This is a genomic window from Peribacillus sp. R9-11, assembly GCF_031345095.1.
GTDB lineage: Bacteria > Bacillota > Bacilli > Bacillales > DSM-1321 > Peribacillus > Peribacillus butanolivorans.
This window is the reverse complement of sequence record NZ_CP133764.1, coordinates 61,880-88,292: the sequence shown is the minus strand read 5'-3', so window position 1 is coordinate 88,292 and position 26,413 is coordinate 61,880. Positions and strand designations below refer to the sequence as shown.

Below are 26,413 nucleotides of genomic sequence, written 5' to 3'. Positions count from 1 at the left end.
GAATCTTATCTTATTCTTAATGTGATCTGCAATCTAAATTAACTGATTTTTCAATGTTGAGTGAATTATCTAATTAATTTACAGATATTCTGGAAACACATTCAAAACCGAGATTTTTTTAGGGCGAAAAATGCGTAGTGGAGTAGCTTTAGATATTGTTGCTGCAAGTGAATTTAACCGCATTCATTTACTTGATTTTCTTGGTGTTTTTATGCCATTTCTTTTGACGGGTATGATATTGCCATGTATGGTATGGGGCACCCTGGTCCCATCGATCCCGAATACTGACAGGAATGGCGGCACCCTGGTCATTCATGAATCATTTAATGCAGAACAAAGTGCTTGAAGACATTGAGCGATACCAGATCACAAACACGTTCCTTGCACCAACGATGTACAATTTCTTGATCAACACGAAGGAAGAAACAAAAGCAAAGCATGACATCTCTTCTATGCCTGTGTTGATTTCAGCAGACTCGCCGCTGCCGACACAAACTAAACTGGATATTCTGGACTTTTTCAAAAAGGCCGATTTGAACGAATTTTACGGCTCGACAGAAAGTGCGATTACACTGAACATTAAACCTGGTGACATTCGCCGGAAGGAACGTTCAGTGGGACATCCTTTCCCGCTTGTGGAATGTGTAATTTTGGATGACGAGAAGAACCCGATTTCTAACGGTGAAGTAGGGGAGCTGTATTTTAAATAATCGTACAACATAGACGGCTATTATAACAATCCGGATGCTGACGCCGCTTCGTTTTATCATGGTTTTTTTTACAGTGGGAGATATGGCGCTGCAGGATGAAGATGGATTTTACTATATTGTAGACCGAAAAAAATACATGCTAATTAGCGGCGGCGTTAATATTTATCCGCGTGAAATTGAGGAAGTCCTTTATTCACATCCCGGGATTCTCGATATTGCGGTGATCGGTGTACCGGATGCCGTGTGGGGGGAATCGGTTAAAGCCAGTGTTGTACAAAGAGAAGGGGCTAATCTAATAGTAGAAGATATCATTGGTTACTTCGAAGGAAAATTAGCCGGATATAAGAAACCAAAATCGGTAGAATTTGTCCATGAACTCCCACGCAACCCGTTCGGGAAAATATTAAAAACAACATTGCGGGATTCCTTTGCAAATGATACAAATGGAATCTTTCATATTAACTGAGGGAGTTGAACAAGGAAGTTTTTTAGGGGGGAAAAGGGATTTAGAAAATAATATTGTAAATTCCATAAAAATTAAACCTTTAATCTAAAAACACTCTAAAAACACTCTAAAAATAAAAAACAGAGGGAAACGAATGCTTCCCTCTGTTTTTTAAGTTATTTAGCTGGTGTTTGGCAATGTACCAACAAGCATTTGAACAAATGTCATTTGCTCTTGCAAGATAACAGCAGAAATCAGTATAGCTACAAATGGATCTACATAGCTTAGCATAGCTATACTCTGTCCCTTTAACTTTTGCATACCCGAGAAAAATAACCAAAATCCAATACCAGTGTTAACAATCCCTAATATTATTATAAAGGGAATGGATAATCTTGATACTTCCAAGATACTGAATTCCTCATTTAAAAGCACATATGGTAAGAGAAGTAAAGAAGTCGTTCCAAGTTAGATGATTGTAATCTCTAACTTGGACATGTGAATGTTAATTTCACTTAATCACTGCCTTAATTTATTTTAAATTTTAAATTCTATGTATATAACTCTTAACAATATCAAAACCTATGACTAGTAACACAATACATTCATAGGAGCTGACAACATGGCTAGAAATAACAACAGTAATCAATTATTAGTTAATGGTGCAAAGCAAGCTCTAGAACAAATGAAATACGAAATCGCTAGTGAATTCGGTGTAACACTTGGCGCTGATACAACATCTCGTGCAAACGGATCAGTTGGTGGAGAAATTACAAAACGTTTAGTGCAAATGGCTGAACAACAATTAGGTGGAAGAACTAATTAATCGAAATCATATGTAATGTTAGGGATAGTGATTGGGCTATCCCTATTTATATAAAAAGCTAACTTATTCTACATGACCTATATTAATTTTAATTTAGTCATCCTCAATCTCTGTTTTTTGAAGTTTATTATATGCATTAGGCTCCTAATCCCTCATCATAAAGGAATGAAAACCAAGCATCCCCTAAGTCATTACTACTTCAGTGGATTTATGCTTTATTAAAAAGAAAAGAAACGTTCCTTGATTTAGCTTAATTAACGGTTTGTGAAACAAAGAAAAATCCTTCTAAAAGGGATTTGGAGGGATTGAGGGAGGTTAGTTGAAGAAAAAATGAAAAGGGGTATTGGTTTTGAAACGAGAAGGAATAGTGGAATGGTTTAAAGAAGAGGAAGGTTATGGTCGTATATTGCTTGAGAGTGAATGCCCCTACTTAGCTACAGAAAAAAGCACCATAAAATGAGTGCTTTTTTCTTCATTTTTAGTGGAACAACTCTGGTGTTATTTATTATATAACTCACGTAAAAAAAAATCTAATTCATCATCTGATTGAAATTTATAAGCATACCCATAGCAAATCGGTCCATTACCAGTGTGCTCTCTCTTGGAGAATTCTAGGAAAGATGTATTATGATTTAACCCCGTAGATTTTTCTTCTAGTTCTTTATTTTCTTCAACTGTTTTTGGATTTAAAACAATAGTAATCTCTTTATTCGGAAGTAAATAAATTACTTCATCGTTTACAATATTTTTAAATTCAACAGCTTTTGATGTTTCTTTCATCGTTTTGAAATTGTTTAATCCAAAAGTATTTTGTATATTTCCCATATTACAATTCACCTCTTACTGCAATTATATGCCTAATTCTATTATAAGGTATAAATCAATCAATATCCCGTTAAGTAATAGAAAAAGTGCAAGAAGATTGATATCTTCTTTTGGTCTTATGAATTGAATCATTAATATTCTTGTTTTTGAGAGATAATGGCAATATATGCTTAGTGTTGATAAAAGAGTTTCGTATAAAGTTACTCCTGAAATATTAGTTAAAATCGTTAATTCAATTTATTATCCAACCAAACAAAAATAGTCTTTATTAAACTAACACGTACGTCCTACCCTGGCTACTGATATAATAGATTCTAATAAAAAAAGGTCAACCAGTAATTTTTACTGGTCGACCTTATGATACGAAGCACCCTTTAGCTTAAGTCGGATAATCGTGTAGAGGTCGAACAAATAAACTGTTCTGTTAAAGCCTCCATGTATAGTTCTAAACACCGACTACGCTTTCTACCCCCGCCATAGACTCACTTCTATCAGATGGATGAAGAGCAGAGGCCTTGTATTGTAATAGTTGTTATCACAACAGATGGTATGGAAAATGCTAGCCAAGAGTTCAGCTATGAAAAAGTGAAAGAAATGATTGAACACCAGCAAGAGAAGTATAGTTGGGAGTTTATTTTCATGGGTGCGAATATTGATGCTGCTCAAGAGGCGGATAGTATTGGAATTAGAAAGGAAAATGCAAATAAATTTGAAGCTTCAAACACTGGTGTTGAGAGTATGTATGACACGTTTTTTTAAGGCGGTATCGAAGAAAAGGCAGATTTAGAGATTCTTGGTACCTGCGGCTTAAAAAATTTCACAATATGATTTGTGGACTTTTTTAAATTTACTGCTACAATTTTAATTTATGTAACCGTATACAAAAAAATCTTGCTATGATACCACAAACATGCTAATCTAATTCCAAGAACAAAATCTAAACGTTTACATTTATTACATAAGCCATTTAATACTGTTTTCCTTGTTTAATCTATTTTTTTTAAAAAAAATCTAAACGTTTACATTTTTGGAGAGTGTTGAAAGATGGAGTCGAAACCAAATATTCAGGATGTTGCAAAGCTTGCAGACGTTTCTATTGCAACTGTCTCCCGGGTCATTAATAACCAAGGTGGTGTTCGCAGAGTAACAGAGGAGCGGATCCTTAAGGCGATTGAGGAACTGGGCTATATCCGCAGTGCAGCAGCCAGGACCATGAAGCGAAAAGAAACGAATACAATTGGCGTGATTGTTCCTGATATCAAGAACCCGTTCTTTCCTCTTGTAATGGCAGGGATTGAACAAAAAGCACGTGAAAAAGAATACTTTACTATCTTAAGCAGTACAAATGAATCCCCAAAGGTCGAAGAAGAGATTGTGAAGAATTTTATTGAGCGCGGTGTGGATGGTGTGATTATCACAACGGCCAATGAAAATGGTGACCACCTGAAGCTGCTTCAAGAGCAGGGGATACCTGTTGTAGCGGTTGACCGCAGCATCAAAAAGTTTGAAGTTGATACGGTTCTTGTTGATAACAAGAAGGGGTCTTACCAAGCGGTTCAGCACTTAATTCTTCAAGGTCATGAAAAGATTGCTATTATTTGCGGTCCACAGAACACGACCCCTGGACTAGAGAGGTTCTTGGGGTATAAAAAGGCACTTGAGGATTACAACATTGAATTAGATGAGCGTTATGTAATTCATGGAGATTTCGGGGAGCAAAGCGGTTATCAGAGTACAGAGAAGATTTATGAGCTGGATGATAAGCCAACTGCTATTTTTTCTTCCAACAACTTGATGACTATCGGCTGTATGAAAGCGCTGGAGGATTTGAACTGGAGGCTTGGCAGTGAGGTGTCGTTTATTGGTTTTGATGAAGTGGATATTGCGACATTTTTGAATCCGAAGCTAAGTGTAGTTGCAAGGCCAATGAATGCTATAGGAGAGATTGCTTTTCAGCTCTTGCATGAGCGGATTTCTTTTAAAGGAGCCCTTCCGAAGAGGGAGTATTTATTGTCTCCAGAGCTGAAAATCAGGGAGTCTTGCCGGTTACTAAATCATACATTCTGATTATATGAAAAGGGCACTAGGAGATCATATTCGTCTAGGCGCCCGCTACCTTTCCATATATTGAAAGCGCTTTATTTTAACTTAAGAAAGAGGAGATATCGAAATGAACACAGCAAAAATGATTGACCATACGTTGTTAAAGGCAGAGGCAACAAAAGAACAGATAGTGAAGCTTTGTGAAGAAGCAAGAGAATACGGTTTTGCTTCTGTGTGTGTAAACCCAGTTTGGGTGAAAACGGCGGCAGAGGAGCTTAAAGGAAGCGATGTGAAGGTTTGTACAGTCATCGGCTTTCCGCTTGGGGCTTCAACGGCTGCTGTTAAAGCGATTGAATCAGAGGATGCAATTCAGAATGGCGCCGAAGAAGTGGACATGGTCTTAGCGATTGGTCTATTAAAATCAGGCGCAGATGAGGCGGTTGAAGATGACATTCGTGCGGTTGTTGATGCTGCTAAAACAAAGGCGCTTGTTAAAGTGATTATCGAAACATCTCTGCTTACTGAGGAAGAAAAGGTGCGTGCTTGCGAACTTTCACTTCGCGCCGGTGCTGATTTTGTGAAAACGTCTACTGGTTTTTCAACAGGGGGAGCAACGGTTGAGGATGTGGCATTAATACGCAATGTTGTTGGGGACAATGCTGGCGTAAAGGCATCGGGAGGAATTCATGATCTGAAGGATTTGAAGGCGATGGCTGAGGCTGGTGGGAACCGAGTTGGTGCAAGCTCCGGCGTGAAGATTATGAACGGTGAAGCAGTTGAGGATGGATACTGATTAAATAGTTTAAGAGGTTTGAAAAACTAATGGACACAAGGGGATGTTAGAAATGAAAACACAAAACATAATTCAGCTGCCAGATGGTTATTTGAATCGTACACCTATTTTTCAGTTTATTCTGTTGTCTCTGCTGTTCCCATTATGGGCGGTAGCGGCCAGTTTGAATGATATTCTGATTACACAGTTCAAGCATGTGTTTGAACTAAGTGATTTTGCAAGCGCTTTAGTACAGAGCGCATTTTATGGCGGATATTTTCTGATAGCTATACCTGCTTCAATGGTGATTAAGAAAACAAATTATAAGTTTGCTATTATTACAGGATTGCTTTTCTATATTGTAGGCTGCTCGTTATTTTACCCAGCTTCACATATGGCTACCTACACAATGTTTTTATTTGCGATCTTTTCCATTGCGATTGGCTTAGGATTTCTTGAAACGGCTGCGAATACATATAGTTCAATGATTGGCCCGAGCAAGTATGCCATCCTTCGATTGAATATCAGCCAAACATTTTATCCTATTGGTGCGATTTCAGGGATTTTGCTTGGAAAATACCTGGTGTTCCAGAAAGGAGCAAGCCTTGAGGCGCAGATGGCGACTATGTCTCCGGCGGAGGCACAGGCTTTTGGATTGAATATGCTCGAACATACTCTAGAACCTTATAAATATATTATTTTCGTCCTTGTTGGTGTACTGGTTCTGTTTGTGCTTACTAAGTTCCCATCATGTAAACCGGAAGTAAAAAGCAGCAACGCTTCAGAGAAATCACCTGGAATTATTCAAACTCTGAAATACTTAGGTGGAAACAAACGTTTCCGCAAAGGAATCGCTGCCCAATTTTTATATGTGGGTATGCAGGTAACAGTTTGGTCATTTACCATTCGTCTTGCGCTCGACCTTAATCCTGACATCAATGAGCGTACAGCTTCAAACTTTATGGTATATAGCTTTATTGCTTTCTTTGTTGGGAAGTTCATTGCGAATTTCTTGATGACTCGCTTCTCACCTTCTAAGGTATTGGTTAGCTACTCAGTCATCGGTTCAGCCCTTCTTGCATATGTGTCATTCGTGCCGAACATGACAGCTGTGTACGCAGCGGTTGCTGTAAGCATGCTGTTTGGACCGTGCTGGCCGACGATTTATGCAGAAACACTTGAAGTTGTAAAAGATAAGAAATATACAGAAACGGCAGGAGCAATCCTCGTTATGGCTATTGTCGGCGGAGCATTTGTCCCTGCAGTACAAGGGTTTGCATCTGACCTCTTCGGTTCCATGCAAACGGCTTTCCTTGTATCGATGGCATGCTTTATCTACGTCGGTTTCTATTTCTTCGGTGAAATGAAAAAACAAAAAACATCCGAGAAGCCTGCAGAAAAACCAATAGCATCGGCTTAATAAAAAATTTTATCTGACAAGGGCAGTCGCTAAACGTGCTGCCCTGTTTGTATGAAACAGGAAAGGGATGGCAAGTATGACAGGTACAATTGAACTGCAACGGGAGTTTTTTAAAGAAAGCAGCAAAGTGATTTTTACAAACGGTGAATTCATTGTGAAATTATTCCTCTACCCATCAGGTATTGAAGCGATTGAGCTAACAAATTCAAGAGGAAGAATGGTTGTTCTTCCATATATGGGCCAGATGATTTGGGATTTGGAATTTGACGGTGTAAATCTTAAAATGAAGAGTATGTTCTCTCAACCTAAAAAGGCAGATAAAATTATAGATACATATGGATGCTTTGCTTTTCATTCAGGCTTAATTCGCAATGGGTGTCCGGGACCTAATGATAACCATGAATTGCACGGAGAAATGCCATGTGCCGAGATGGACAGGGCTTGGCTTGAAATTACGGATATGGGCATAAAAGTCTGTGGTCAGACAGAGTATGTCAAAGGGTTCGGTCACCATTATTTTGCCACTCCGAGCGTTCAAATGTTCAATGGAGAAGGTTTTATTGAAATGAATATGAATGTGAGAAATCGATCGGGTGCAGAAATGCCGCTTCAGTATATGTGCCACACAAATTATGCATATTTAGAAAATGCAGTAATGAAGCAGAACATGCCAAACAGTGCTTTCAAGCTAAGGGAATCGATTCCAGGTCATGTAAAGCCGACAGAAAAATGGCTGGATAATAATAAGAAGCTACTAAATGGCGAGGAAATGCTCACAGTATTAAACAATCCGGAAATGTATGATCCGGAGATTGTGTTTTTTGCAGATGGGCTGAATCTTTATCAGGAAGAAGCCGAGTTTGAAATGGCTTCGCCCGATGGAGTTACTTTCTTTACTAGATTTTCAACAGCGGAATTGAATTATGCGACAAGGTGGTTATTACATAATACGGATCAGAGGGTAGGAGCATTTGTACTGCCTGCAACATGCCGCCCAGAAGGCTTCAATGCTGCAGAAAAAGCAGGTACATTGATTACGCTTGGAGTAGGGGAAGAGAGATCATTCACGATTGTAACCGGAAAGAAATAAGGAGGAAAAAGACATGGATATAGCAGTAATTGGATCGAACATGGTGGATCTTATCTCATACATTGATAAAATTCCTAAAGAAGGAGAAACGCTTGAGGCGCCGGACTTTGAAATTGGTTGCGGGGGCAAAGGGGCAAACCAGGCAGTAGCAGCTGCCAAAATGGGCTCAAAGGTGATGATGGTAACGAAGGTTGGAGATGACCTCTTTGCAGATAACACCATCCAAAACCTTGAAAGCTTCGGAATCGATACAGAGTTTACAAGTAAAGTTTCCGGCACATCAAGCGGTGTTGCACCGATTTTTGTGGACCCAGAGTCAAAAAACCGCATCCTGATTATTAAGGGAGCGAACCAGCACCTGATGCCAGAAGATGTAGACCGAGCTGCCGAGAAGCTTAAGGCATGCTCGTTAATTGTTCTTCAGCTCGAAATTCCGCTTCCAACCGTTTACCGCGCGATTGAGTTCTGCAACGAGCATGGCATTCCTGTCATTTTGAATCCGGCACCGGCATCAAAAGACCTTGATTTTGATTATGTGTGCAACAGTGACTTTTTTGTTCCGAATGAAAGCGAGCTGGAGATTTTAACAGGAATGCCTGTTGAGTCTGATGAGCAAATTAGAGCAGCAGCGTCTGTTTTAAATGAAAAAGGTGTTACAAATGTCATTGTGACAATGGGAAGCCGCGGCGTCATGTGGGTAACGAAGGAAAAAACTCAAACTGTCGAATCACATAAAGTTGCAGCGATTGATACTACGGGGGCAGGTGATGCATTTATTGGATGCTTTGCTCATTTCATTGTGAAAAATGGCGACGTGCTTCATGCAATAAAAATGGCTACAGCTTTTGCGGCATTAAGTGTCATTAAACGAGGAACACAGTCTTCATATCCAACTACGGAGGAAGTAGAAGAGTTTTTGAAGTCGAGAGTTTAAGAGCATTAAAGCATTGTCGAATAAAGATATTGGACAATGCTTTTTGTTTTCGGGAAATCTAAATTTACGAAAGTGAAATCTGTTTGCACGTTATCACTATACCCCGTTCGTAAAAGTACACTTTTACGAAATTTTTTTGATTGTTACTTCTTTAAAATAGACTCTATTAAACAATGCTTTTGATTTTTCTTGTTCAACTAACGGGGCAGAGTAGTTGAAGAACCGACCAATAAAGGTCGGCTATTTTTCATACTATTTTTAGCAGCCACCAACAAAGCTGGCTCCAACAATGATTAAGAGTATAAACAAAACGACTATAAAGGCGAAACCGCCACCGCCACCAAATCCAAAACCGCCATCTGACATATTGAAACATCTCCTTATTGTATTAAGGAGGAACTTATTTTGGGTTATATCACCTTATGCTCTAAATAGGAAAATGACACAATAGTCTCCATCTCTGCTCATAGGATAAAGTGTCGGAGGTACCTCTTATTGAGCTAACGGGTGCTTTAGTTTAATAAGATGTATAAAAGGATCTTCCAATCGAAGATTCTTTTTTCATTGCCTAAAAGGTCGCTTAAATGTAGACTAGCTCACTATTTTTGCTAAGGTACTGACTGATAGTAGAACTACTTTTCTGCTTTTAAATTATTTTTTATCAAAAATGACTAAGTATTTTAGGGATTTTTTAAAAACATTCGGCTAAAATTGTAAGTTTTACGTCTAATAGGTATACACAAAAAAACAAAAGAAGGTGATCAACATAATTGAGTCTAATTACAGAAATCCAGAAGATAACGATAAAGCTTTTTTAGGGCTCTTTCGGCAATACGAACAGGATATTTACAAGATGGCGTATGTTTACGTAAAAAATAAAGATGATGCACTAGACATTGTTCAGGAAACAGCATATCAGTCCTTCTTAAAATTTAATACTTTGAATGACTTGAAACTTTTTAAAACTTGGATCATTAAAATTACGATAAATTGTGCAATTGATTTATTAAGGAAAAAAAAGAAAGTGATTCTTTTAAACAAAGAAGTTGTTGAATTTATTTCTAACAGCACGGATGATATTCCTTTGTCACTAACCCTACAAGATTTATTAGAAGAACTAAATGAAGATGAAAAAACTGTTCTATTACTAAAATACTTTCAAGGATACACTTTTAGTGAGATTTCAGAGATTATAAATACACCATTAAGCACGGTGAAATCCGTTTTATATCGAGCATTACAAAACCTTCGAAAAAAAACTAGGAGGTCAGATATGTATGGACAATAAAATAAGACAAGAGATGGATAAAATAGAGATCCCAAAGGAATTAAATATTAGGGTTATATTAGGGATGGAGAATGCAAAAAAAGATTATGAAAGGCATAATCAACTTAAACCTGAAAGCAAGAGTGATAGAAAAAGATGGAGTCTTAGAAAAAAAATAATGTTTTTCAGCAGTGTTGCTGTATTATTACTTGGATTGTTAATAAGTTCTGCCTTTGTTTCTCCTGCAATGGCAAAAGTGATTTCGAACATTCCATATTTAGGCTCAATTTTTCAATCGGAATCAATAAGTAGCTTAATTATTGATGAATTAGAGGAAAAAGGTTACAAAATTAGTGGAACAGGAATCAGTTACAAGCCTAAAAAGGAATTAGAAGTAAGAGTAGAGGGTTCAGATGATTATTTTAATGAAGTAAAAGATGAGATAGAAAAGACCGTGAAAGGAATTTTAAAATCAAAAGGCTATGATGCCTATTCCGTAAAAGTTAGTAAAGAACTAGCACAAAATGATTATGTCCTTAATGAAGAAGAGCTGAAAGAAAAAACAATACTTGATAATGAGGTTACAAAAAAACTAAAACAATTGGACTATAAATTTGATTTGGTACAAACTGATCCTAAGGAAAAAATTATTTATATAGATATAGACGGATCCAAGAAATACTACGATGCCGTTAAAGATGATGTTGAGAAAACGGCACTAGACGTTACAGAATTGAATAACTATAAAGATTATAGTATTGATGTAAATAGACCTACTGTGAAGATAGCAAAAGCAGATACAGGAGCATTAATTACACCTGCGATTGCTGAAGGGCTTATGTCAATAAAAGAGTTTAAGGTTACAGGTGTAGGTTATAAAGAAAAACCGTTGAGCTTCATAATAAGTACCTCCATCCCAAGTTCTGATTCAGAAGCTAAAGCACTTGGAACTGAAATCGAATCAATGATTGTTGAATTTCTGAAATCCGAGGAAATATCGAAAATATTAGGTGAGGAATCTTATGAAATTATAGTAAAAAGCAAAGACAAAAAGAAGATAAATTAATGAAGATGGATCTTCAGGCATTTATTGGCTCAATATATTTTTTTAGGAGTCTACTTATGAAGAGAGTTGCTTTGGCGGCTCTTTTTCTTATGGTACTGGGGCAGATTAGTTGAAGAAGGTTTTAATAAGTAAAGTAAGCAGTGTTATAATGAACAAAGCACATATATATGGAGTGGGAAAATTTGAAACCAAATTACACTGACTTAGGATACTCAGACAAAATGGGGCCTAAATTAAGAATGTTAGTAGAAAAACAACTATGTGATGACCTAAAAATCTATGGAATAATGGCAAATAAGGTTAAGTTTGACTGGTCTGAAAGTTGTATAGAAGGAGATGATGCTATTTATTTAGATGGGGTAGTGGAAAACTTCTCAGGAATTAATATATTCAATGAAAGAGATAAACATATTGCAGAGGGCTGGATGGAGTTTATTTACGAACCAACTTATAACTTTTTCATTTCTTATTGGGGATTCCTTACATACTTTGATTCGGGAAAAGAAATAGAAATTAAAGATAAAGTAGGAATCCCTTTGCATATTTTTAACCAAATTCCTGAAAATGTACGATATAGGTATAAGATTGAGTTATTAAAATGATGACTTCTTCTTCAACTAAAGGGTGCGTTAGTTGAACAAGGAGTTGTCTTTAAGGCAGCTTTTTTTTATGCAACTAAAGGGGCAGATTAGTTCAATAACAAACGTATTATAAAAGTTTGGAAATGAGAAATACGGGAAGTGAAATTGAACTTGAACTTGAATTTACTAAAGTTTCAGCACTAGATGTGTAATAATAGATTATTTGTCTAAATTGGAATCAAATTAACCAATTCCAATATACATTTCCGTTTAGGAAAATGTAACTTCATTGAAGAATTATTGGACAATCCATTTTAATAAACTTATAGATAATCATTTTATATACTCTAACAATAATTCTTTTGTATCATTCCACAAACGTTGCTGCATAGAAACATCTTTTCCTGGATATATCGGATCAATTTTATCTCCAGTTCCAACATTAAAGTATCCTCCTGTCACTCTTTCATATTCGGAATCAAGTGCTAAACGAACAATGATGTCAGCCCCTCTTTTTGGATCTCCGATATTAAGGAATTCTAAGACTTTTCCCAATACAGAAGATATACGAAGGTCTCTTCCCAGTCCAGTATTATTGAAACCAGGATTTAGAGCGTTGGCAGTTACCAAAGTACCTGAAAACTGACGCACTAACTCACCAGTGAACATGATATTTAGAAGCTTTGTTTTTCCATAAATTTTAGATGAACCCCTCACTGTAAATGGAGATGTGTCCGTCAAATCATATGGTAATTTTAGTTCTCCATGATTTCGTGAGGCTTCTGAAGCGACATTAATAATTTTTGCATTTTTTGCTTTTACCAAAGAGTCCTTTAACAGATTTGTTAGTAGCCAAGGCGTTAGATAGTTTACCACAATCATCTCGGCAAATCCTTCAGAGGTAACACGTTGCTCGAACCCATGAAGCCCAGCATTGTGGATGATTATATCAATTTTTAAAAAGTTTTGTTTTATCTCAAGTCCTATACGGCGAACATCATGCATTAACGATAAATCACCAAAATAGAAATCAACCTCCGTATTTGGTGAAGCTTCTTTAATTAATTTCTCAGTTGCTTTAGCCCGTTCTTTGTTACGAGCAGTCAGCACTAAATGGGCACCACGTTTTGCGATTTCAATTGCAGCAATCTGACCAATACCACTGGTAGCACCAGTCATTACAATTATTGGATACTCAGGCATTATACATCCTCCTTTTATAAACTTGACACAGTATTAACAATTAAATATATTTGACATATATCAATCATATTTAATTGTTTGATATATGTCAAATATATTTAGTTGCGTTGAGAAGGGAGAACTATGGATATTAATAATTCTGATTTGAGAGAAAAACTGGAGTTAGCTCTTGGTGAACAGCTCAATTCGTTGATTAGTGAGGCACATGCACTTAATGTCAGAACTGCAGCTACATTTGATACAACTTTGCAGCCAGCAGCCTTTTTGATTGTTCGCTGGTTATTTTCACATGGTCCTACTAACGCAACGACTTTAGCTGAATCAACAGCAATGGACCGTAGCTCTATCAGTAGACTTATAGGGCAATTGAAAGGTCTGGGATATGTAAAGAGTGAACCCCACCCTAAAGATCGTCGAGGGATAATGCTATCTTTAACCGAGCTTGGTCATGACAAAACAATAAAAGCTTTAAAAGAAAAAGAATCTATTTTTTTCGAACGTATTTCAGGTTTAACGGATTCAGAATTGAAAGCATATATTGAAATGCTAAAAAATCTAACGATTTAACAAAGCTGATAATTCTATTTGGAAATAAGTGTCTACTATTGAACATATGACTAAATCTGAAAAGTTCGTGTGTTAGTGTGTTAGATAGTATCCACTATCCCTACGTTGAAAGTCCAAAAGAGTTAAGAGAGACTAATTTAGATTTTTGCAGTGAAAAAAATTTGTATTACAATTGCAGTTCAATGCATCAGATTACTTAAATAAAACTAAGTATGTGAAGAATAATACTTAAACTAACGGGTGCGATTCTTCATTAAGAAGGATTGCTTTTTCTTATGCAGCTAAAGGATCAGGTTAGTAGAATAAGGTTTTTGGAACTTTTTAAAGTAATATCCTCTAAAAATAAGGGGGAGGGCGATAAAATGTGGTGTGTTTTTATTGGTATAACACTTCTTCTTTTGGTAATTGCAGGATGTCAATCAAATAATATTGAGGAAGTAGAACTTATTTATCGTTTAAAGTTATTCCCCCATGGCAAAAATGTTTTAAAAAAGAGGTGATTTATTATAGCTACTATTAAAGTTAATGATAATGGTTCACTACGTGTATCAGGGAATGTAGAGCTAGTCGATGGTGAAGGGAATAAAATTGAAACAAAAGAAGCCTTTTCCCTATGCAGATGTGGACTTTCCGATAATAAACCTTTTTGTGACGGATCCCACAAAAGTAATTTCGAAAGCGTAGTTAGGGCTGAATAAAGCTAGTGGGACAGAAGCTTTAGGGCACCCTTTTGGGAAATCGAACCCCAAAAAGCCGCCCGATTCATTTTTCTTTTACGAAAGAGTATGTTGTTGAACTATCGGGTGCGTTAGTTGAGAACCGGGGCTGCCATTTGGTGGCCTTTTTGCTTAATGAACTAAACCAGCTAATAGTTTGTCAACATTTATCAATAAAAACTAAAAATATTTCATGCTATACTAAAAATATGCATACCAAATAGCCCCCCTACGAATAGCGTTTGGAAAGTTTTGTGATATTTAGTTGCACTTTCAAACTAGTCTAGATCTTGGAAAGTCGAGTTGTTTTGTAATAGTGCATAAATCCATTGTAGAAGCTTATTAGCACATGCTATAACAGCTACTTTATAGGGCTTTCCTTCTTTCCGTTTCTTATCATAGAACTCACGTAATCTCTTATTACGAGGGATGACTTCATCAGTCGTTTTCTTTTTGCGACAATCACGAATGGCACATCGAACAGCCATATATAGGGCATGCCGTAATCTACTCGAACCTCTTTTGGTTATTTTGTTTACGGATCCCTTGAATCTACCAGATTCAAAGATACTAGGATCAATTCCTGCAAATGCTACGAGTTTTTTAGGGTGATTAAACCGATCAATCTCACCAATTTCAGAAATAATCGTTGCCGCGATTTTTTCACCGATACCAGGGATTGATTGGATTATCTTATATTCTTCAATTTCTTTAGCCAAAGCACCTATCTCTTCATCCAACTTTGATAGGTGCTTTTGGTATTCCATAAGCATTTTGATATACATTTCTAAGCTCATTATGTGACTTTGATACAGTGTTGTCTGAAAGGGATTTTTAGCTGCTGCAGCTATAAGTTTCTTTGCCTTTGTATTTGCCCACTTTCTTGAACGACTTGTACATAATTCATCGATTTTATTACCTAATGCTTCTTCATCGACTACCAAAACATCTTTAGATGTAGGAAATTCTAATAAGGTTAGTAAAGAGACAACTGAATATAAGTCCCCAAAAACCCCATGATACTCAGGGAAAACCTGATCAAGAACTGCTTGAAATTGAAGTTTCGTTTGTACATATATACCCGTTACATTTTCGTGTTGTCTTGTAAGATTACGAAGGTTTAAGAGTTGAATTCCTCGTTTTTTATTTGGTTCCAAATCTTCTTTATAATACAGCTCGCAGAGATGGTAAGCATCAATCACATCTGTTTTTACTTTTCGTAGAGATGAGCTCTTTGCTCGATAGGAGACAAGTGGGTTAATGATAATTAGTAAATAACCTCTTTCCTCGAAATACTGAACAACTGGAGTATGATAATGCCCAGTAGACTCTAAAACGACCGGAGGTCGAATTCCTGCTAAGTTTTCTATCTCTCTAAGATATTGGTGTAAGCTCTCTAGCCCTTCAATGGTATGTGCTACTTTAAAACTTCTTTTATAAGGCTTCTTCTTATCCAAGAATGCTTGAACCTGACTTTCACCTTTAGCTACATCCAGACCAACCACTGGATTCATTTTTTATCTCCTCCAAAAACATAATATTTGCCGGTAACCCCTAATCCTTCTTGCAGTATCATAGCTTCGCTTGTTATACGAGATCTTGGTCCCAACCAGCCAAATCATGTTTAAGCAAGTAGGGGGCGAACTGTTTAGTTGACGGGATCTTAAGCCCCACGGGCAGGTACGTTCTACCCCGGCTACCGTTATCATATATCGATATAAAAAATGGTCAACCAGAAATATTTTCTGGCTGACCTTATAATACGAAAGGGGCAGGTTAGTTTAACAATGGGATTTATAAGTCTTACATTTTACAACGTAGTCAGGCCCCCCCATCAACCATTATGAGGGGGGCTAATTTAATTTTTTTATATTAACAAACTAGGTAGAGCTAATCTGCAAATTTACACTCCAACCAAGTACTGTTCCAACCGTAGGTTAAGAAAATAAGTGTTATTATATTGGCTACATATCGTTAAAAATCAGACTTTATTATTGTATTTAATGCTTTTTTTAGTACTACTTTATCATTATCCGACAAGTTTTGAAGAACCTTATTATTCAACTTAATTGTTGCAGCTTCTACTTCATCTCTGATTTCTTTAGATTTTTGAGTAGCCATCACTAAAACATTTCTACGATTTTTTGGATCTACCGAACGTTCTATTAATTCAGCTTTTTGCATTTTATCTAATATTCCCGAGACAGTAGGAGCTTCTAAATATACCATTTCTCCAATTTGTTTAGGAGATAATTGTCCTTCTCTCCACAAACAATTCAACACACCATATTGAGCTGGTGTTACTCCATATTCCTCCAAAAGCTTGCTGAAATATTTAAAAACTTTATTCTGACTAGCACTTAGTAAAAAGTTCATGCAATCTTTTAATTCCATAGTATCTCCTCCATATTGACATTACCTATAATATCATGTTAGTTTTTGTAATGAAACATTTTTGCTGCAAAAATGTTTTGTATCAAAAAGGAGGTAGATATCTATGAATACATTCAAGGCAATTATTGTAAAAGAAAAACATGATCAAGTAATTTATGGTTTGGAAGATGTTAATCTTGACAGTCTTTCGGACGGCGAGGTTTTAATTAAGGTGTCATATTCTTCAATAAACTATAAGGATATGTTAGCTGTTCAAAAAAATGGAGGAGTTATTCGGAATTATCCAATGATCCCCGGAATTGATTTAAGTGGAACCATTGTTCATACAACAGATAATCGTTACACAGAGGGACAGAAAGTTGTTGTTACAGGTTTTGCTATGGGGATGAGCCATACAGGAGGATTTGCAGAATATGCTAGAGTCCCTGGAGATTGGATTGTTCCTATGCCAGTCAACTTATCCTTAAAAGATGCTATGGTTTTTGGAACAGCAGGGTTTACGGCTGCCCTTTCTATCATAGCTTTAGAGGAGAAAGGTATGGATATAATTAAAAACCCTAGGATTCTAGTCACTGGTTCAACTGGTGGAGTAGGTAGTATTGCTTTACAAATTTTATCTAAAATTGGTTACAAAAATATTGCTGCTTTAGTTCGAAAAGAACACCAAATAGAGGTAGCTATATCTTTAGGAGCTACCGATGTCATTTTTGTAAATGAATTAGGAGTGCAAAATAAACCATTAAATAAGCAAAAGTTTGACTTTGTCCTAGATACTGTTGGTGGGGAAATTGCTTCTGTATTAATTCCTCAAATTTCTTATGGTGGAAGTATGAGTATGTGTGGGAATGCAGGTGGTATAAAACTAACATCAACAGTATTGCCGTTTATACTTAGAGGAATTAACCTTTTGGGAATTGATTCTGTAAATGTACCAATCAAAGACCGTGGTTATATTTGGGAGAAAATAGCGAATGAATGGAATATTTCTCAAACTACTCTAATAAGTGAAATTTCACTTGAAGAATTACCTCAAACGATTGAAGCGATTAAAAATGGTCACCATTTGGGAAGAACAATTATTAAATATTAAAAAACATTTAACCTTTTTCAAGAAGTAAACAACGCTTATCTTAGTTAGCTGAAGATCAGAGCTGTCTTTAAGGCAGCTTTTTCTTATGGAACCATCGGGGCAGCTAGTTGAAGAGTACATAAGGAGTTATTCAACAATTGGGCCAGATTGCGAAGGAAGAATTGCTGACTTTACAAAAGGTAAATTAGTAAGGATAAATAGTGGTGAACCGAAAAGAAGGCGCTTTTAAGTGAAACTATTATTTGGAATTTAATGCATAAGATTGGAACCAATGCCCATTTCAAACGTAAGTAATGTAAAAGACTTAAATATTACATGGAGGGAAGTTTTATGCAAGTTCCAAAGACTTTCTCCATTATGAATACAGCAAGAGATGAAGTAGCACTCATTACGAAAAGGGTGTTCAGCATTTTACCAAAGTTTTTGGTTGAGGTGAATGGTCGAGAGGTATTAACAATAAAGAAGGAATTTCTTCTTAAAAGCACGATATACAATTGATGCGGCAGACATTGAAGTACATGGTAATTGGTTGGATATGGATTTTCAAGTTTTACAGCATGGTAAAATCGAGGTGAAGTGGGCAAGGAGTGGTTCACTTGGGGCGATAGCTACAGGTTCAAATAATAGATGAAGAGATGGAAACCATTATTATTGCACTCGTTGTTGCAATTGATTGTGTGAAGGCTGATCAAGCAGCTGCTTCATCAGCAGCGTCGATTTAAAGTAGGAGTGTAAAATAAAAAGGCTGACAGTTTTTAAAAAATCACAGCTTGAATATGTGCGGTGAATCGTATCATAAGTATATGAGGTTTTTATTCTATACAAAGAAATAAATGACACCTAGACTGCACTATGTCTAGGTGTCATTTATTTTGTCATGAGATGTATCCGAGGTCTAAAGAAACGGTGTTAGGAAATTTTGTCCTTGTAAAGAGCTTCACTCAAGTTAGTTTCATTGTTTTGGTCACTTGATTTGGATTTATAAAAATCTTGTTTATCCAAGAATACGGTGGCCAAGGTACCCCCAACCAGACCCCAGAATGGTGCTCCAATATGGAGAATAGAGATCCCAGAGATTGTGATTATAAAGGAAAAGAGGGCGCCTGATTTGAATGGACCAGAGAAACTCATTTTCAAAGAGTCAACCAGTACACTAATCATGGCAACGCCACCTAGTAATTGAATTAATGAGGTAGGAATGACATATGGAATTTGCGAAGCTATTGGAGAGAAAAGAGCTAATAGACAGGATAATACTCCTAATACAATAGCAGCGACATACCTATGTTCAAGTTTGCCTGATTCTTTATTAACAAGTAAGCCCGTCATGGGACCTGCAATACAGGCTGGGTGACCCCCAAAAAAAGCATTTATAATGGTACCGATTCCGCTCCAATTGGTCATGGCATTGATCGGTGGACGATAGCCATGGGTCTCTAACATAGCAATCCCTTGGGCATTTTGAATGGCAATAACCGTTAAGAGTAATGGAATGACAAGTTCCCCTACAACGGAAAAACTAAATGATGGAATGATAAAATGGGGAATGCCCATTGTTATATGGATAGGCTGTACAGAAACGTTCGGCAAAAATTTAAGACAAAGAATTGCTGCAATGATCGCCCCTAATATAGGCGGAAACTTTTTTGAAAATCGTAAGAAAAAAGAAAGAGCAAGAAAGACAAGTAAAGGGATTCCGTTGAGTAAAGGATTTTTTACAACCGAGCCGATCATTTCAGTTCCGAAAGGGAGTAAGACGCCTGACACCATCCCCATCATAACTGGCATAGGCAAAACCTTCATCAATTTTGTAACAAGGCCAGATAATCCTAAAAGAAAAATAAGGATCCCGGTTATAATATAGGCACCAACCACTTGGTTGAAAGAATAATGGGTTAAGCTTGAGCCGACAAGAATGGCTCCAGGTATTGAAAAGGCATAGCCTATGGGTTGCCCATAATATAAGGAGACGATGAGCGTTAGGAGTCCCCCCATTCCATAAATGGCGAAAATCCATGAGCTGGTTATGCTACCAGACAAATTACCTTTTGCAGCAGCTTGTAAAACAATTAATAATGGTCCTGCTGAACCAAAAAGCCAGGCCACAAATCCATTCGATATATTCCCAACTGATAAAAGCTTTGGAAATTGTATGATATTTTTTTTGAACAACAAAGTCACTCCCCTTCAACTTATGAATTACACTACATCTTAGTGTATACTTGATTTATCAATACTTAAAATATCTGTTTTATCTTTTTACTATATCTTTTAGGTATGATGGAGGTTTCATCTTGGATATTCGACAGTTAAAATACTTTGTCACTATAGCAGAAGAAGGTAAGATCACGACAGCTGCAAAGAAATTAAATATTGCTCAACCCCCTTTGAGCAGACAACTCAAACAAATGGAAGAAGAGCTAGGCGTCATTTTATTTGATCGAGATAACAAAAGTCTTAATTTAACCTTGGAGGGGGAAAGATTACTTCTTCGAGCAAAAGAACTTTTAAATAAACTTGATGAAACAATGGTAGAAGTTCAAGAATTGAGGAAAGACGCCAGTGGGATTTTATCTGTTGGATCCAATCTTTATTGTGCATCTTTAATTCTTTCCAAGGTGGTAGATATTCGTGAGAAAAATCCTGGTCTTACTTTCAAAGTATGGGAAGGTGAAACGATTCATCTCATAAAAATGTTATCTAAACGTCAGATTGAGATTGCGATAACAAATAGTCCAATAACAGAAAAAAGTATCTCTCAAATGACATTGGAAAGTGACCCATATGTGCTTGTTTTGCCTGAAAAATGGACGTGGAGTGGATCAGAACAATGCAGGTTAGAGGAAATCATCGATTTGCCATTGATTCTGTTGCGACCAAACTATGGTTTAGGTGCGTATGGACAAATTGTCAATGAATTTCAACGGTTAAATTTAGAACCAAATATACTGTGCGAATGTCAGGATTTAATTATGTTACTTGGTCTCGTTTCATCGGGGTTTGGTGCAACGATCTTACCGCTCTCGTTATTATCCCTCCATTCATTGGGAGGATTGAGAGTCATTCAGCTAAAGGATCAGACCTTAATATCTGAACCCAAAGTAATTTGGAGGAAGAATAGTTATTTATCAAAAGCAGCAAAAGAATTTTTAAAACTTTTTTAGACACCAAAATTATTTACTCAAAAGTAAAAGACTTCAACGTTGAAAAATGGCAAATAAAATGAAACAGGTATTAGTTTTGACTGTGGTAAAGTAGATCTTTAAATGAAAAATAAAATATATCCATGGTTTTATAACCTCATTTAGATTCGTTACGGGGAACCGTATCATAAGTAAATGAGGTTCTTAAATAATCTATATTAAATGAATATTGCTTAGGCTTCTAAAAATTCTTACTTATGCTCAGGATGAAAAAGTTACACTAAACTTAAAAATACTCCCCTTTAAAGGAGACAGATTTATTTTCTAACCAGGCTGCTGGACGGGAGCAAATCATAATAGTTTTTATGTTAGTTCTAAAATTGACTGCAAACGTAAATTCAGATGCTCTCATTCCCCGTCTTTGGAGAAACATGGAAGTTTGAATCACTTTATCGAAACTCCCATGTTTCTCCTGGACTAATAAACCCACAGCATCCCATCCATCACGATAGAAAATTTATCAAGAACCAGGCACTACAAAAAATTTTCATCATATATAGGTGATATCCGTTCGGATTTGATGAGGAGGATATCATGCAACCTATGTTACCTATGGAAAAATATTTTGGGCAGTTTGAACTGGTGCATGCTTTTTATGGGGCTATGCCCACAGGTGTCAGCGTTTCCGAAACCGGTCGTATTTTTGTATGCTTTCCGAAATGGGGAGACGACGTTCAATTTACTGTGGCGGAAATTGTTGAGGGTGAATTGCAGCCTTATCCCAGTGTAGAAACCAATTTAGTTAATACTGGGAATATTACGATGTCTTTCGTCAGTGTCCAAAGTATCGTTGCTGATGGAAGAGGAACACTTTGGGTACTAGATACAGGGGCACCAAATTTTTCTGAACCTATTCAAGGGGGAGCAAAATTAGTTGCTGTTGATTTAAGCACGAATACAATAAGGAGAGTATATATCTTTACAGAAGATGTTGTCTTGCCAACAACTTATCTGAATGATGTCCGTTTGGATTTTCGGGTTGGAAGAGCAGGCTATGCATATATAACGGATTCTTCTTCCAGAGGGCAAGGGGCTATTATCGTCGTAGATTTAGAAAATGGGAACGCGTTTAGACGGTTAAATGGGGCAATATCAACTTCACCTGATCCCTATTTTTTACCGAAAGTAGAAGGTGAAATTTTGATGAATCGAAACCCGGACGGCTCGACTTTCCCATTTAGATTGGCTTCCGATAGTTTAGCGATTTCTCCTGATGGAAAGGTTTTATTTTATGCTCCGCTAACCAGCCGTCAGTTGTTCTCGATCTCAACAGAAGCCCTAAGAGACAGAAGGATACAGGACCTGAATTTATCCCAATATGTGCAGTATTTTGGGGAAAAAGGTGCGTCTGATGGAATGATCACCGGCGCAAAAGGAACCGTTTATGCGGGAGACTATGAAAACAATAGTATCCGGAAGATATTGCCGAATGGCGCAATGGAAACCATCGCACATGACCCGAGAATTTTATGGCCGGATACTTTTTCGATTGGCCCTGATCAATACTTATATGTCATTGTGAATCAATTACATCGGCAGGCGAGATTTCATTATGGAAGAGACCTGCGGGAAAAACCATATAGTTTACTTCGTATGAGAATTGATGAATTCCCTGCTCCTACCTTTTCATAGTAATCGTAAATGAAGGTAGCTATCCCCTATCAGGGAGCTGCCTTTTTTGTCAGATATTCCCGCAACTGTCCTATAATAAAGAAGTGACTTAACTCAAATTGAAAAGCCTGCTTCATCTTAGATTTAAAAATATAAATAAAGCACCATAGGCATGAAGTATTTGATACAAGGACAGATGGATGTATTAAAGTGGTCCTTAAGCCATAAAGATGGTTGTTTTCATTTGGAAAAATAGATTTTACAACTATGGATATGGACTATGAGTAAGAAGGGAAGGTATCAAACCCTTTATTTAACTTTTTGGAGGTAATTTTTACTTCTGGATCAAATACGCATAGAAGAAGATTTAAGAAAAGTGAACACCCCTGTCTTGGGAGCTACATTTACCTTATTCAAATTAAGCACCAGAAAAGACGATTTTGCCCACGTTAAGGGAAAATCGTTTTTTTTTGGTGCTCTAAGCTATCTTTTTTTTCATTAAGTAAAACCCACGACCTACAAAAACTATAAGGGGCAAATTAGTTATAGGGTTTTTGTTATTTTTTACTTTTTTTCGTTTGGATTTATCACATATACTCTTTCTTTTCTTCGGAGATCAAAATCAGAAAAGGTTATAGCAGTAAGTAGATTCATTCAGCGAATCATTCGGCATATACTCTTTCATAGTAAAATCCCTATCAATTGTGATAGAGTTTGCAAATTCAAATCCAATCGATCCATCATCTTTCAAAACAAGAGAAGCATCAAAAGGCTTCTTTTCTTTTGCCTTCGGTTTCATCCCTTTGATCACACTTGTTTTCTTCTTGGTGCATAAATCCTGTTTTTCTGTCACTTTCTTTCCAAGCATTTGAGATGGGAATGTCTGTTTACACCCACTTGCATATTCCGAGCATCCATAGAAGGAACGTTTGAAACTGATATTCCCTTTTTTACAGGCAGGGCATGGAGCAATGATATCCGATTGCTGAACTGTTTCAATACTTTGTGTAATGCTTTCTGTCTTTAATTGTTCTGGCACTTCTGCCAATTATTTATGAATGAATTTTGCAATGTTCCCCAGGAAGGCTTCTTGTGAACCGGTGCCATTTCATATTTTCTTTAAGTATGTTTCCCATTTAGCTGTCATGGAAGGACTGGACAATAAATTTCCTTCGATGGACTGACAAAGAATCTTTCCTTTTTCGGTGATATTGACTATATTTTTCTTTACCTCGATATATTGCTGTTTCTTAATGATTTCAATATTTTTCTTCTTCATTTTCAACGGTTTTTCCGCATATTTTCATCATTGGAATGAGGGCTTGTGTGTCGTCATTCTTCGACTCTTTTTCATCGCTCATTGGAATATTAATGAGCTCCTTCCATCCTTTACTATTTTCGGTCTTTCAAGTAGTCTCAAAATCAAGTTGATTTACATCTGTTATGACTTTCGTTTCTTCATACACATAATCTTCATGGAACATAGCAAGGGTTGTGTTAAGCACCTCAAAATAGATGTTCCGTTCTTCGAGCGTTAAGCCTTGCAGAGTGGAACTAGAAGGAATGGTTTTTGTCGGGATAATGGCATAGTGTTCTTGAACCTTAACGTGCTCATAAGATAATATTTGCTATACCATTTTATACTAAAGAATTGGTAGGATAATGGAGGATGTTCAGCTTGTTGAATAAGGTCCCTTTTAGGGTCTGGATTTGCAAGTTTTTTTTTGTGATCAAAAATAACAGATTCAAGTTAAAAGTAGTATAAACCATAAAGACTAATGTAATAATAGTAATAACAATTATAACTTCTATTTAAGGAGGAATGAATAATGGCTATTAGGAAATTAACTAAAGTCGGAAATAGCTTGGGTATAACGTTTCCGGTTGAAATGTTGAAAACTGCAAATTTAGCCTTTGGAGACGAATTAGAGGTTGAGTTCAAGGGTGAAGAAATCATTTTAAGGAAAAATAAAAATGTGAAATTACCAAAAGGGGTAGATGCAGAATTTATGGAAATGTTATCAGATGTTATTAAAGAACATGACGAAGCATTCAAGGGATTGGTGGATAGATAGTATGACGTTGGATATTATCTATCTTTCCACTAATCAAATTATTGCTATCAATGCCATTCAAATAAAAGTTTATTCCCCTACTGAACAAATCGGAGTGAAAGACCCCGGTCTTATAGATTGGATCATCTACATTACGATTATTCCCCCGTTTAGCTAAGAACTTGCTATAATATCCCCCCCTAAAAAAAGCAATGTATCTCAAGTTCGAGAAATTCATTGCTCTTTTTCCATTTGCCCGTACCTCTGTGTAATCTGTCTGTTTTCACATCCATGAGTTGACTTTATTGTTGAGGAAGGTTTAGGGCTGTATTTGCTGTATTTATATCAACTTGTAATTGTTCACTTAAATCATGTGGATGATAGTAACCTTTTGAAATCATATAGTTACTTATCTCTCCGTGTCTTTCTACAGCTACACGAAGCTGTTCTCTTAAGGCTGCTTTCAATTCAGGTGTTTTTGTTTCTGTAATGGCAAATGCAATATTTCTAATTCCTGATTTTGCGGATATTAAGAAGTCCGTTGCAATCACCTGATCAGTCATGCCACCCATCCCCGCCATATTTTGCAAAAAATTTGTCATTACTGTTCCCCTCGATTTGTCAGAATTTCCTGCAGTTTATGAATATCTTGAGTCCCAGTGCTCATGTCTTTTAATAGAATATTTTGTAGTTCTGTATCCTGCACTAAACTGCTCATTGAAGAGGACTTTGTTAGACAAAGACTCTTGAAAGTTAAAATTTCGTGCGCCTCTAAAGTTTCATGCAGTCCTAAATTTTTGGTCATGATTTTTCGCTCCATTTCTTTGAGAATTCACTTACATATCTTTCGTAATACAAAAGTTTTTATACATCATCATTTGCAAAGGTAACGTATATTTTGCGAAAAAAACTACCTATCGGTCAATATTCCGTATAACAAACAGATGAACTGGGAAAGGTATTTTTGTTATATAGATTAGGGAGGTTAACGTATGGAAAATGAAAGCTTGGCATTTCATGAAACCATGGAAACGCATGAAATTTTAAATTTTAAAACAATAGGTTTAATGAGATCTAAATTAATGCAAGGAATTTGCTTTGACAATGACTTAAAAGCATTAATGGAAAAAGACGTACAACAATCTATAGCTGCTATAAACGAGCTAAAGGGTTTTTATAAAGAAGCCCGAACAAACTATGAAAAATGAGGTGAAATTTAAATGGAAATGGATTTTTTAGATCCTCAAGGCGCTGAACATATGCCGGAAATGGCTGATTCCTCTTTCGCGTTAGATTTTCTACTCTCTATCAAAAGTGGGATTCATACTTATGGTATTGCATTATCTGAAACAGCGAATCCCGCATTGAGAAAAGCATTGTACCAGCAAATGGAGCAATCTATTGATTTACATGGTGAGTTATCCGATTTAATGATCAGTAAGGGCTGGCTTTATCCGAACGATGTAGGTAAACAGGTGGAATTAGATTTGAAATCAGCCGATATGGCGGTTAGTATCGCTGGGATGAATCTTTTCCCGAATGATACTGACAGACTCGGCATGTTCGCAACGCCGAATAAATAAAGGAGGAAAAGCA

General features: G+C 36.6%; 34 protein-coding genes and 2 pseudogenes. 24 read left to right on the top strand and 12 right to left on the bottom strand.

Annotation, left to right across the window (positions count from 1 at the left end):
• Positions 1–130: 130 nt before the first annotated feature.
• From RE409_RS28185 to RE409_RS28175, 3 genes are read left to right on the top strand one after another with little or no spacing between them, the layout of a single operon-like run.
• On the top strand, positions 131–346 hold the full coding sequence (locus RE409_RS28185) for a hypothetical protein (RefSeq protein WP_309559548.1): 216 nt from the start codon (positions 131–133) through the stop codon (positions 344–346).
• Positions 327–710, top strand: a complete 384-nt coding sequence (locus tag RE409_RS28180; protein ID WP_309559547.1) for an AMP-binding protein — start codon at positions 327–329, stop codon at positions 708–710. Before RE409_RS28185 ends, RE409_RS28180 begins: the two co-directional genes overlap by 20 nt.
• Positions 711–768: 58 nt before the next feature.
• Positions 769–1,176 carry a class I adenylate-forming enzyme family protein gene (locus RE409_RS28175; protein WP_309559546.1) on the top strand — a complete coding sequence of 136 codons (408 nt, stop codon included), beginning with the start codon at positions 769–771 and terminating at the stop codon, positions 1,174–1,176.
• 159 nt (positions 1,177–1,335) lie between these two features.
• Here RE409_RS28175 and RE409_RS28170 read toward each other — a convergent pair.
• Positions 1,336–1,653 (bottom strand): annotated as a pseudogene (locus RE409_RS28170) (EamA family transporter); the annotation flags it as partial.
• A gap of 124 nt (positions 1,654–1,777) precedes the next feature.
• Here RE409_RS28170 and RE409_RS28165 point away from each other — a divergent pair.
• On the top strand, positions 1,778–1,981 hold the full coding sequence (locus tag RE409_RS28165) for an alpha/beta-type small acid-soluble spore protein (protein ID WP_309559545.1): 204 nt from the start codon (positions 1,778–1,780) through the stop codon (positions 1,979–1,981).
• Between the two features lie 498 nt (positions 1,982–2,479).
• Here the strand turns inward: RE409_RS28165 and RE409_RS28160 are convergent, their stop codons facing one another.
• Complete coding sequence (locus RE409_RS28160; protein WP_309559544.1) at positions 2,480–2,806, bottom strand: hypothetical protein; 327 nt, start codon at positions 2,804–2,806, stop codon at positions 2,480–2,482.
• A gap of 495 nt (positions 2,807–3,301) precedes the next feature.
• Here RE409_RS28160 and RE409_RS28155 point away from each other — a divergent pair, with 495 nt between their 5' ends.
• The 6 genes from RE409_RS28155 (at position 3,302) to rbsK (ending at position 9,065) form a co-directional block, all read left to right on the top strand.
• Positions 3,302–3,565 (top strand): hypothetical protein, encoded by a 264-nt coding sequence (locus RE409_RS28155; protein WP_309559543.1) that lies wholly within the window; start codon positions 3,302–3,304, stop codon positions 3,563–3,565.
• Between the two features lie 285 nt (positions 3,566–3,850).
• Positions 3,851–4,873 carry a LacI family DNA-binding transcriptional regulator gene (locus RE409_RS28150; protein WP_309559541.1) on the top strand — a complete coding sequence of 341 codons (1,023 nt, stop codon included), beginning with the start codon at positions 3,851–3,853 and terminating at the stop codon, positions 4,871–4,873.
• Between the two features lie 97 nt (positions 4,874–4,970).
• Positions 4,971–5,642, top strand: coding sequence for a deoxyribose-phosphate aldolase (gene deoC / locus RE409_RS28145; RefSeq protein WP_309559636.1), 672 nt, complete (start codon positions 4,971–4,973; stop codon positions 5,640–5,642).
• Between the two features lie 52 nt (positions 5,643–5,694).
• The gene (gene fucP / locus RE409_RS28140; protein WP_309559540.1) at positions 5,695–7,041 is read left to right on the top strand and encodes an L-fucose:H+ symporter permease; all 1,347 of its coding nucleotides are present in this window, start codon (positions 5,695–5,697) and stop codon (positions 7,039–7,041) included.
• A gap of 76 nt (positions 7,042–7,117) precedes the next feature.
• Positions 7,118–8,131 (top strand): aldose 1-epimerase family protein, encoded by a 1,014-nt coding sequence (locus RE409_RS28135; RefSeq protein ID WP_309559539.1) that lies wholly within the window; start codon positions 7,118–7,120, stop codon positions 8,129–8,131.
• Positions 8,132–8,144: 13 nt separating this feature from the next.
• Positions 8,145–9,065: a ribokinase gene (rbsK, locus tag RE409_RS28130; protein WP_309559538.1), complete on the top strand. Its 921-nt coding sequence runs from the start codon at positions 8,145–8,147 to the stop codon at positions 9,063–9,065.
• A 258-nt stretch (positions 9,066–9,323) separates the two neighbouring features.
• On the opposite strand, the gene RE409_RS28125 is transcribed toward rbsK, so the two are convergent.
• Complete coding sequence (locus RE409_RS28125; protein WP_309559537.1) at positions 9,324–9,431, bottom strand: YjcZ family sporulation protein; 108 nt, start codon at positions 9,429–9,431, stop codon at positions 9,324–9,326.
• Positions 9,432–9,822: 391 nt separating this feature from the next.
• Between RE409_RS28125 and RE409_RS28120 the strand changes: the two genes are divergently transcribed.
• The 3 genes from RE409_RS28120 to RE409_RS28110 all read left to right on the top strand — a co-directional run bounded on the left by RE409_RS28120 (position 9,823) and on the right by RE409_RS28110 (position 12,000).
• On the top strand, positions 9,823–10,353 hold the full coding sequence (locus RE409_RS28120) for a sigma-70 family RNA polymerase sigma factor (protein ID WP_309559535.1): 531 nt from the start codon (positions 9,823–9,825) through the stop codon (positions 10,351–10,353).
• Positions 10,343–11,398 carry a DUF4179 domain-containing protein gene (locus RE409_RS28115; protein WP_309559534.1) on the top strand — a complete coding sequence of 352 codons (1,056 nt, stop codon included), beginning with the start codon at positions 10,343–10,345 and terminating at the stop codon, positions 11,396–11,398. The genes RE409_RS28120 and RE409_RS28115 overlap by 11 nt, the downstream gene beginning before the upstream one ends.
• 182 nt (positions 11,399–11,580) lie before the next feature.
• Positions 11,581–12,000, top strand: coding sequence for a hypothetical protein (locus RE409_RS28110; protein WP_309559532.1), 420 nt, complete (start codon positions 11,581–11,583; stop codon positions 11,998–12,000).
• Positions 12,001–12,312: 312 nt separating this feature from the next.
• Here the strand turns inward: RE409_RS28110 and RE409_RS28105 are convergent, their stop codons facing one another.
• Entirely contained in the window at positions 12,313–13,182 is an 870-nt protein-coding gene (locus tag RE409_RS28105; protein WP_309559531.1) for an SDR family NAD(P)-dependent oxidoreductase, read from the bottom strand.
• A gap of 123 nt (positions 13,183–13,305) precedes the next feature.
• Between RE409_RS28105 and RE409_RS28100 the strand changes: the two genes are divergently transcribed.
• From RE409_RS28100 to RE409_RS28090, 3 genes are all read left to right on the top strand, one after another.
• Positions 13,306–13,749: a MarR family winged helix-turn-helix transcriptional regulator gene (locus tag RE409_RS28100; protein ID WP_309559530.1), complete on the top strand. Its 444-nt coding sequence runs from the start codon at positions 13,306–13,308 to the stop codon at positions 13,747–13,749.
• A 275-nt stretch (positions 13,750–14,024) separates the two neighbouring features.
• On the top strand, positions 14,025–14,249 hold the full coding sequence (locus RE409_RS28095; protein ID WP_056529687.1) for a hypothetical protein: 225 nt from the start codon (positions 14,025–14,027) through the stop codon (positions 14,247–14,249).
• Between the two features lie 3 nt (positions 14,250–14,252).
• Complete coding sequence (locus RE409_RS28090; RefSeq protein ID WP_081109037.1) at positions 14,253–14,447, top strand: CDGSH iron-sulfur domain-containing protein; 195 nt, start codon at positions 14,253–14,255, stop codon at positions 14,445–14,447.
• 296 nt (positions 14,448–14,743) lie between these two features.
• On the opposite strand, the gene RE409_RS28085 is transcribed toward RE409_RS28090, so the two are convergent.
• Both RE409_RS28085 and RE409_RS28080 read right to left on the bottom strand, forming a co-directional pair.
• Positions 14,744–15,979: an IS110 family RNA-guided transposase gene (locus RE409_RS28085; protein ID WP_309557836.1), complete on the bottom strand. Its 1,236-nt coding sequence runs from the start codon at positions 15,977–15,979 to the stop codon at positions 14,744–14,746.
• Between the two features lie 460 nt (positions 15,980–16,439).
• A complete protein-coding gene (locus tag RE409_RS28080) occupies positions 16,440–16,859 on the bottom strand; it encodes a MarR family winged helix-turn-helix transcriptional regulator (RefSeq protein WP_309559529.1) in 420 nt (139 codons plus the stop codon).
• Positions 16,860–16,962: 103 nt separating this feature from the next.
• On the opposite strand from RE409_RS28080, the gene RE409_RS28075 reads away from it, so the two are divergent.
• Together RE409_RS28075 and RE409_RS28070 are read left to right on the top strand one after the other, a co-directional pair.
• The gene (locus RE409_RS28075) at positions 16,963–17,949 is read left to right on the top strand and encodes a YhdH/YhfP family quinone oxidoreductase (protein ID WP_056519667.1); all 987 of its coding nucleotides are present in this window, start codon (positions 16,963–16,965) and stop codon (positions 17,947–17,949) included.
• Between the two features lie 309 nt (positions 17,950–18,258).
• Positions 18,259–18,671 (top strand): annotated as a pseudogene (locus RE409_RS28070) (LURP-one-related/scramblase family protein); the annotation flags it as partial.
• A gap of 187 nt (positions 18,672–18,858) precedes the next feature.
• Here RE409_RS28070 and RE409_RS28065 read toward each other — a convergent pair.
• Positions 18,859–20,121 (bottom strand): benzoate/H(+) symporter BenE family transporter, encoded by a 1,263-nt coding sequence (locus RE409_RS28065; protein WP_309559528.1) that lies wholly within the window; start codon positions 20,119–20,121, stop codon positions 18,859–18,861.
• Positions 20,122–20,243: 122 nt separating this feature from the next.
• Here RE409_RS28065 and RE409_RS28060 point away from each other — a divergent pair, with 122 nt between their 5' ends.
• Together RE409_RS28060 and RE409_RS28055 are read left to right on the top strand one after the other, a co-directional pair.
• Positions 20,244–21,113 (top strand): LysR family transcriptional regulator, encoded by an 870-nt coding sequence (locus RE409_RS28060; RefSeq protein WP_144529279.1) that lies wholly within the window; start codon positions 20,244–20,246, stop codon positions 21,111–21,113.
• A gap of 573 nt (positions 21,114–21,686) precedes the next feature.
• A complete protein-coding gene (locus RE409_RS28055; RefSeq protein ID WP_309559526.1) occupies positions 21,687–22,784 on the top strand; it encodes an L-dopachrome tautomerase-related protein in 1,098 nt (365 codons plus the stop codon).
• A 601-nt stretch (positions 22,785–23,385) separates the two neighbouring features.
• Here the strand turns inward: RE409_RS28055 and RE409_RS28050 are convergent.
• From RE409_RS28050 to RE409_RS28040, 3 genes are all read right to left on the bottom strand, one after another.
• Complete coding sequence (locus RE409_RS28050; RefSeq protein WP_255263990.1) at positions 23,386–23,802, bottom strand: topoisomerase C-terminal repeat-containing protein; 417 nt, start codon at positions 23,800–23,802, stop codon at positions 23,386–23,388.
• A 69-nt stretch (positions 23,803–23,871) separates the two neighbouring features.
• Positions 23,872–24,042 carry a hypothetical protein gene (locus RE409_RS28045; RefSeq protein WP_309559525.1) on the bottom strand — a complete coding sequence of 57 codons (171 nt, stop codon included), beginning with the start codon at positions 24,040–24,042 and terminating at the stop codon, positions 23,872–23,874.
• Positions 24,043–24,169: 127 nt separating this feature from the next.
• The gene (locus RE409_RS28040) at positions 24,170–24,388 is read right to left on the bottom strand and encodes a DNA topoisomerase (protein ID WP_309559635.1); all 219 of its coding nucleotides are present in this window, start codon (positions 24,386–24,388) and stop codon (positions 24,170–24,172) included.
• A 204-nt stretch (positions 24,389–24,592) separates the two neighbouring features.
• Between RE409_RS28040 and RE409_RS28035 the strand changes: the two genes are divergently transcribed.
• Entirely contained in the window at positions 24,593–24,838 is a 246-nt protein-coding gene (locus RE409_RS28035) for an AbrB/MazE/SpoVT family DNA-binding domain-containing protein (protein WP_048689328.1), read from the top strand.
• A gap of 1 nt (position 24,839) precedes the next feature.
• Positions 24,840–24,995, top strand: coding sequence for a hypothetical protein (locus RE409_RS28030; protein WP_309559524.1), 156 nt, complete (start codon positions 24,840–24,842; stop codon positions 24,993–24,995).
• A gap of 124 nt (positions 24,996–25,119) precedes the next feature.
• Here the strand turns inward: RE409_RS28030 and RE409_RS28025 are convergent, their stop codons facing one another.
• Together RE409_RS28025 and RE409_RS28020 are read right to left on the bottom strand one after the other, a co-directional pair.
• Positions 25,120–25,419, bottom strand: coding sequence for a spore coat protein (locus tag RE409_RS28025; RefSeq protein ID WP_144553643.1), 300 nt, complete (start codon positions 25,417–25,419; stop codon positions 25,120–25,122).
• Complete coding sequence (locus RE409_RS28020; protein WP_201183733.1) at positions 25,419–25,622, bottom strand: hypothetical protein; 204 nt, start codon at positions 25,620–25,622, stop codon at positions 25,419–25,421. The genes RE409_RS28025 and RE409_RS28020 overlap by 1 nt, the downstream gene beginning before the upstream one ends.
• Positions 25,623–25,809: 187 nt before the next feature.
• Between RE409_RS28020 and RE409_RS28015 the strand changes: the two genes are divergently transcribed.
• Both RE409_RS28015 and RE409_RS28010 read left to right on the top strand, forming a co-directional pair.
• A complete protein-coding gene (locus tag RE409_RS28015; RefSeq protein ID WP_048682438.1) occupies positions 25,810–26,025 on the top strand; it encodes a hypothetical protein in 216 nt (71 codons plus the stop codon).
• A gap of 12 nt (positions 26,026–26,037) precedes the next feature.
• Positions 26,038–26,400 (top strand): spore coat protein, encoded by a 363-nt coding sequence (locus RE409_RS28010; RefSeq protein ID WP_241589722.1) that lies wholly within the window; start codon positions 26,038–26,040, stop codon positions 26,398–26,400.
• The last annotated feature ends 13 nt before the right edge of the window (positions 26,401–26,413 follow it).

What these genes read in the sequence shown, in the direction of transcription:
- RE409_RS28185 (WP_309559548.1), top strand. Translation starts at nt 131, where the DNA reads ATGCGTAGTGGAGTAGCTTTAGATATTGTTGCTGCAAGTGAATTTAAC.
- RE409_RS28180 (WP_309559547.1), top strand. Translation starts at nt 327, where the DNA reads ATGCAGAACAAAGTGCTTGAAGACATTGAGCGATACCAGATCACAAAC.
- RE409_RS28175 (WP_309559546.1), top strand. Translation starts at nt 769, where the DNA reads ATGGTTTTTTTTACAGTGGGAGATATGGCGCTGCAGGATGAAGATGGA.
- RE409_RS28165 (WP_309559545.1), top strand. Translation starts at nt 1,778, where the DNA reads ATGGCTAGAAATAACAACAGTAATCAATTATTAGTTAATGGTGCAAAG.
- RE409_RS28160 (WP_309559544.1), bottom strand. Translation starts at nt 2,806, where the DNA reads ATGGGAAATATACAAAATACTTTTGGATTAAACAATTTCAAAACGATG.
- RE409_RS28155 (WP_309559543.1), top strand. Translation starts at nt 3,302, where the DNA reads ATGGATGAAGAGCAGAGGCCTTGTATTGTAATAGTTGTTATCACAACA.
- RE409_RS28150 (WP_309559541.1), top strand. Translation starts at nt 3,851, where the DNA reads ATGGAGTCGAAACCAAATATTCAGGATGTTGCAAAGCTTGCAGACGTT.
- fucP (WP_309559540.1), top strand. Translation starts at nt 5,695, where the DNA reads ATGAAAACACAAAACATAATTCAGCTGCCAGATGGTTATTTGAATCGT.
- RE409_RS28135 (WP_309559539.1), top strand. Translation starts at nt 7,118, where the DNA reads ATGACAGGTACAATTGAACTGCAACGGGAGTTTTTTAAAGAAAGCAGC.
- rbsK (WP_309559538.1), top strand. Translation starts at nt 8,145, where the DNA reads ATGGATATAGCAGTAATTGGATCGAACATGGTGGATCTTATCTCATAC.
- RE409_RS28125 (WP_309559537.1), bottom strand. Translation starts at nt 9,431, where the DNA reads ATGTCAGATGGCGGTTTTGGATTTGGTGGCGGTGGCGGTTTCGCCTTT.
- RE409_RS28115 (WP_309559534.1), top strand. Translation starts at nt 10,343, where the DNA reads ATGGACAATAAAATAAGACAAGAGATGGATAAAATAGAGATCCCAAAG.
- RE409_RS28105 (WP_309559531.1), bottom strand. Translation starts at nt 13,182, where the DNA reads ATGCCTGAGTATCCAATAATTGTAATGACTGGTGCTACCAGTGGTATT.
- RE409_RS28100 (WP_309559530.1), top strand. Translation starts at nt 13,306, where the DNA reads ATGGATATTAATAATTCTGATTTGAGAGAAAAACTGGAGTTAGCTCTT.
- RE409_RS28095 (WP_056529687.1), top strand. Translation starts at nt 14,025, where the DNA reads ATGCAGCTAAAGGATCAGGTTAGTAGAATAAGGTTTTTGGAACTTTTT.
- RE409_RS28085 (WP_309557836.1), bottom strand. Translation starts at nt 15,979, where the DNA reads ATGAATCCAGTGGTTGGTCTGGATGTAGCTAAAGGTGAAAGTCAGGTT.
- RE409_RS28080 (WP_309559529.1), bottom strand. Translation starts at nt 16,859, where the DNA reads ATGGAATTAAAAGATTGCATGAACTTTTTACTAAGTGCTAGTCAGAAT.
- RE409_RS28075 (WP_056519667.1), top strand. Translation starts at nt 16,963, where the DNA reads ATGAATACATTCAAGGCAATTATTGTAAAAGAAAAACATGATCAAGTA.
- RE409_RS28055 (WP_309559526.1), top strand. Translation starts at nt 21,687, where the DNA reads ATGCAACCTATGTTACCTATGGAAAAATATTTTGGGCAGTTTGAACTG.
- RE409_RS28045 (WP_309559525.1), bottom strand. Translation starts at nt 24,042, where the DNA reads ATGAAGAAGAAAAATATTGAAATCATTAAGAAACAGCAATATATCGAG.
- RE409_RS28035 (WP_048689328.1), top strand. Translation starts at nt 24,593, where the DNA reads ATGGCTATTAGGAAATTAACTAAAGTCGGAAATAGCTTGGGTATAACG.
- RE409_RS28030 (WP_309559524.1), top strand. Translation starts at nt 24,840, where the DNA reads ATGACGTTGGATATTATCTATCTTTCCACTAATCAAATTATTGCTATC.
- RE409_RS28025 (WP_144553643.1), bottom strand. Translation starts at nt 25,419, where the DNA reads ATGACAAATTTTTTGCAAAATATGGCGGGGATGGGTGGCATGACTGAT.
- RE409_RS28020 (WP_201183733.1), bottom strand. Translation starts at nt 25,622, where the DNA reads ATGACCAAAAATTTAGGACTGCATGAAACTTTAGAGGCGCACGAAATT.
- RE409_RS28015 (WP_048682438.1), top strand. Translation starts at nt 25,810, where the DNA reads ATGGAAAATGAAAGCTTGGCATTTCATGAAACCATGGAAACGCATGAA.
- RE409_RS28010 (WP_241589722.1), top strand. Translation starts at nt 26,038, where the DNA reads ATGGAAATGGATTTTTTAGATCCTCAAGGCGCTGAACATATGCCGGAA.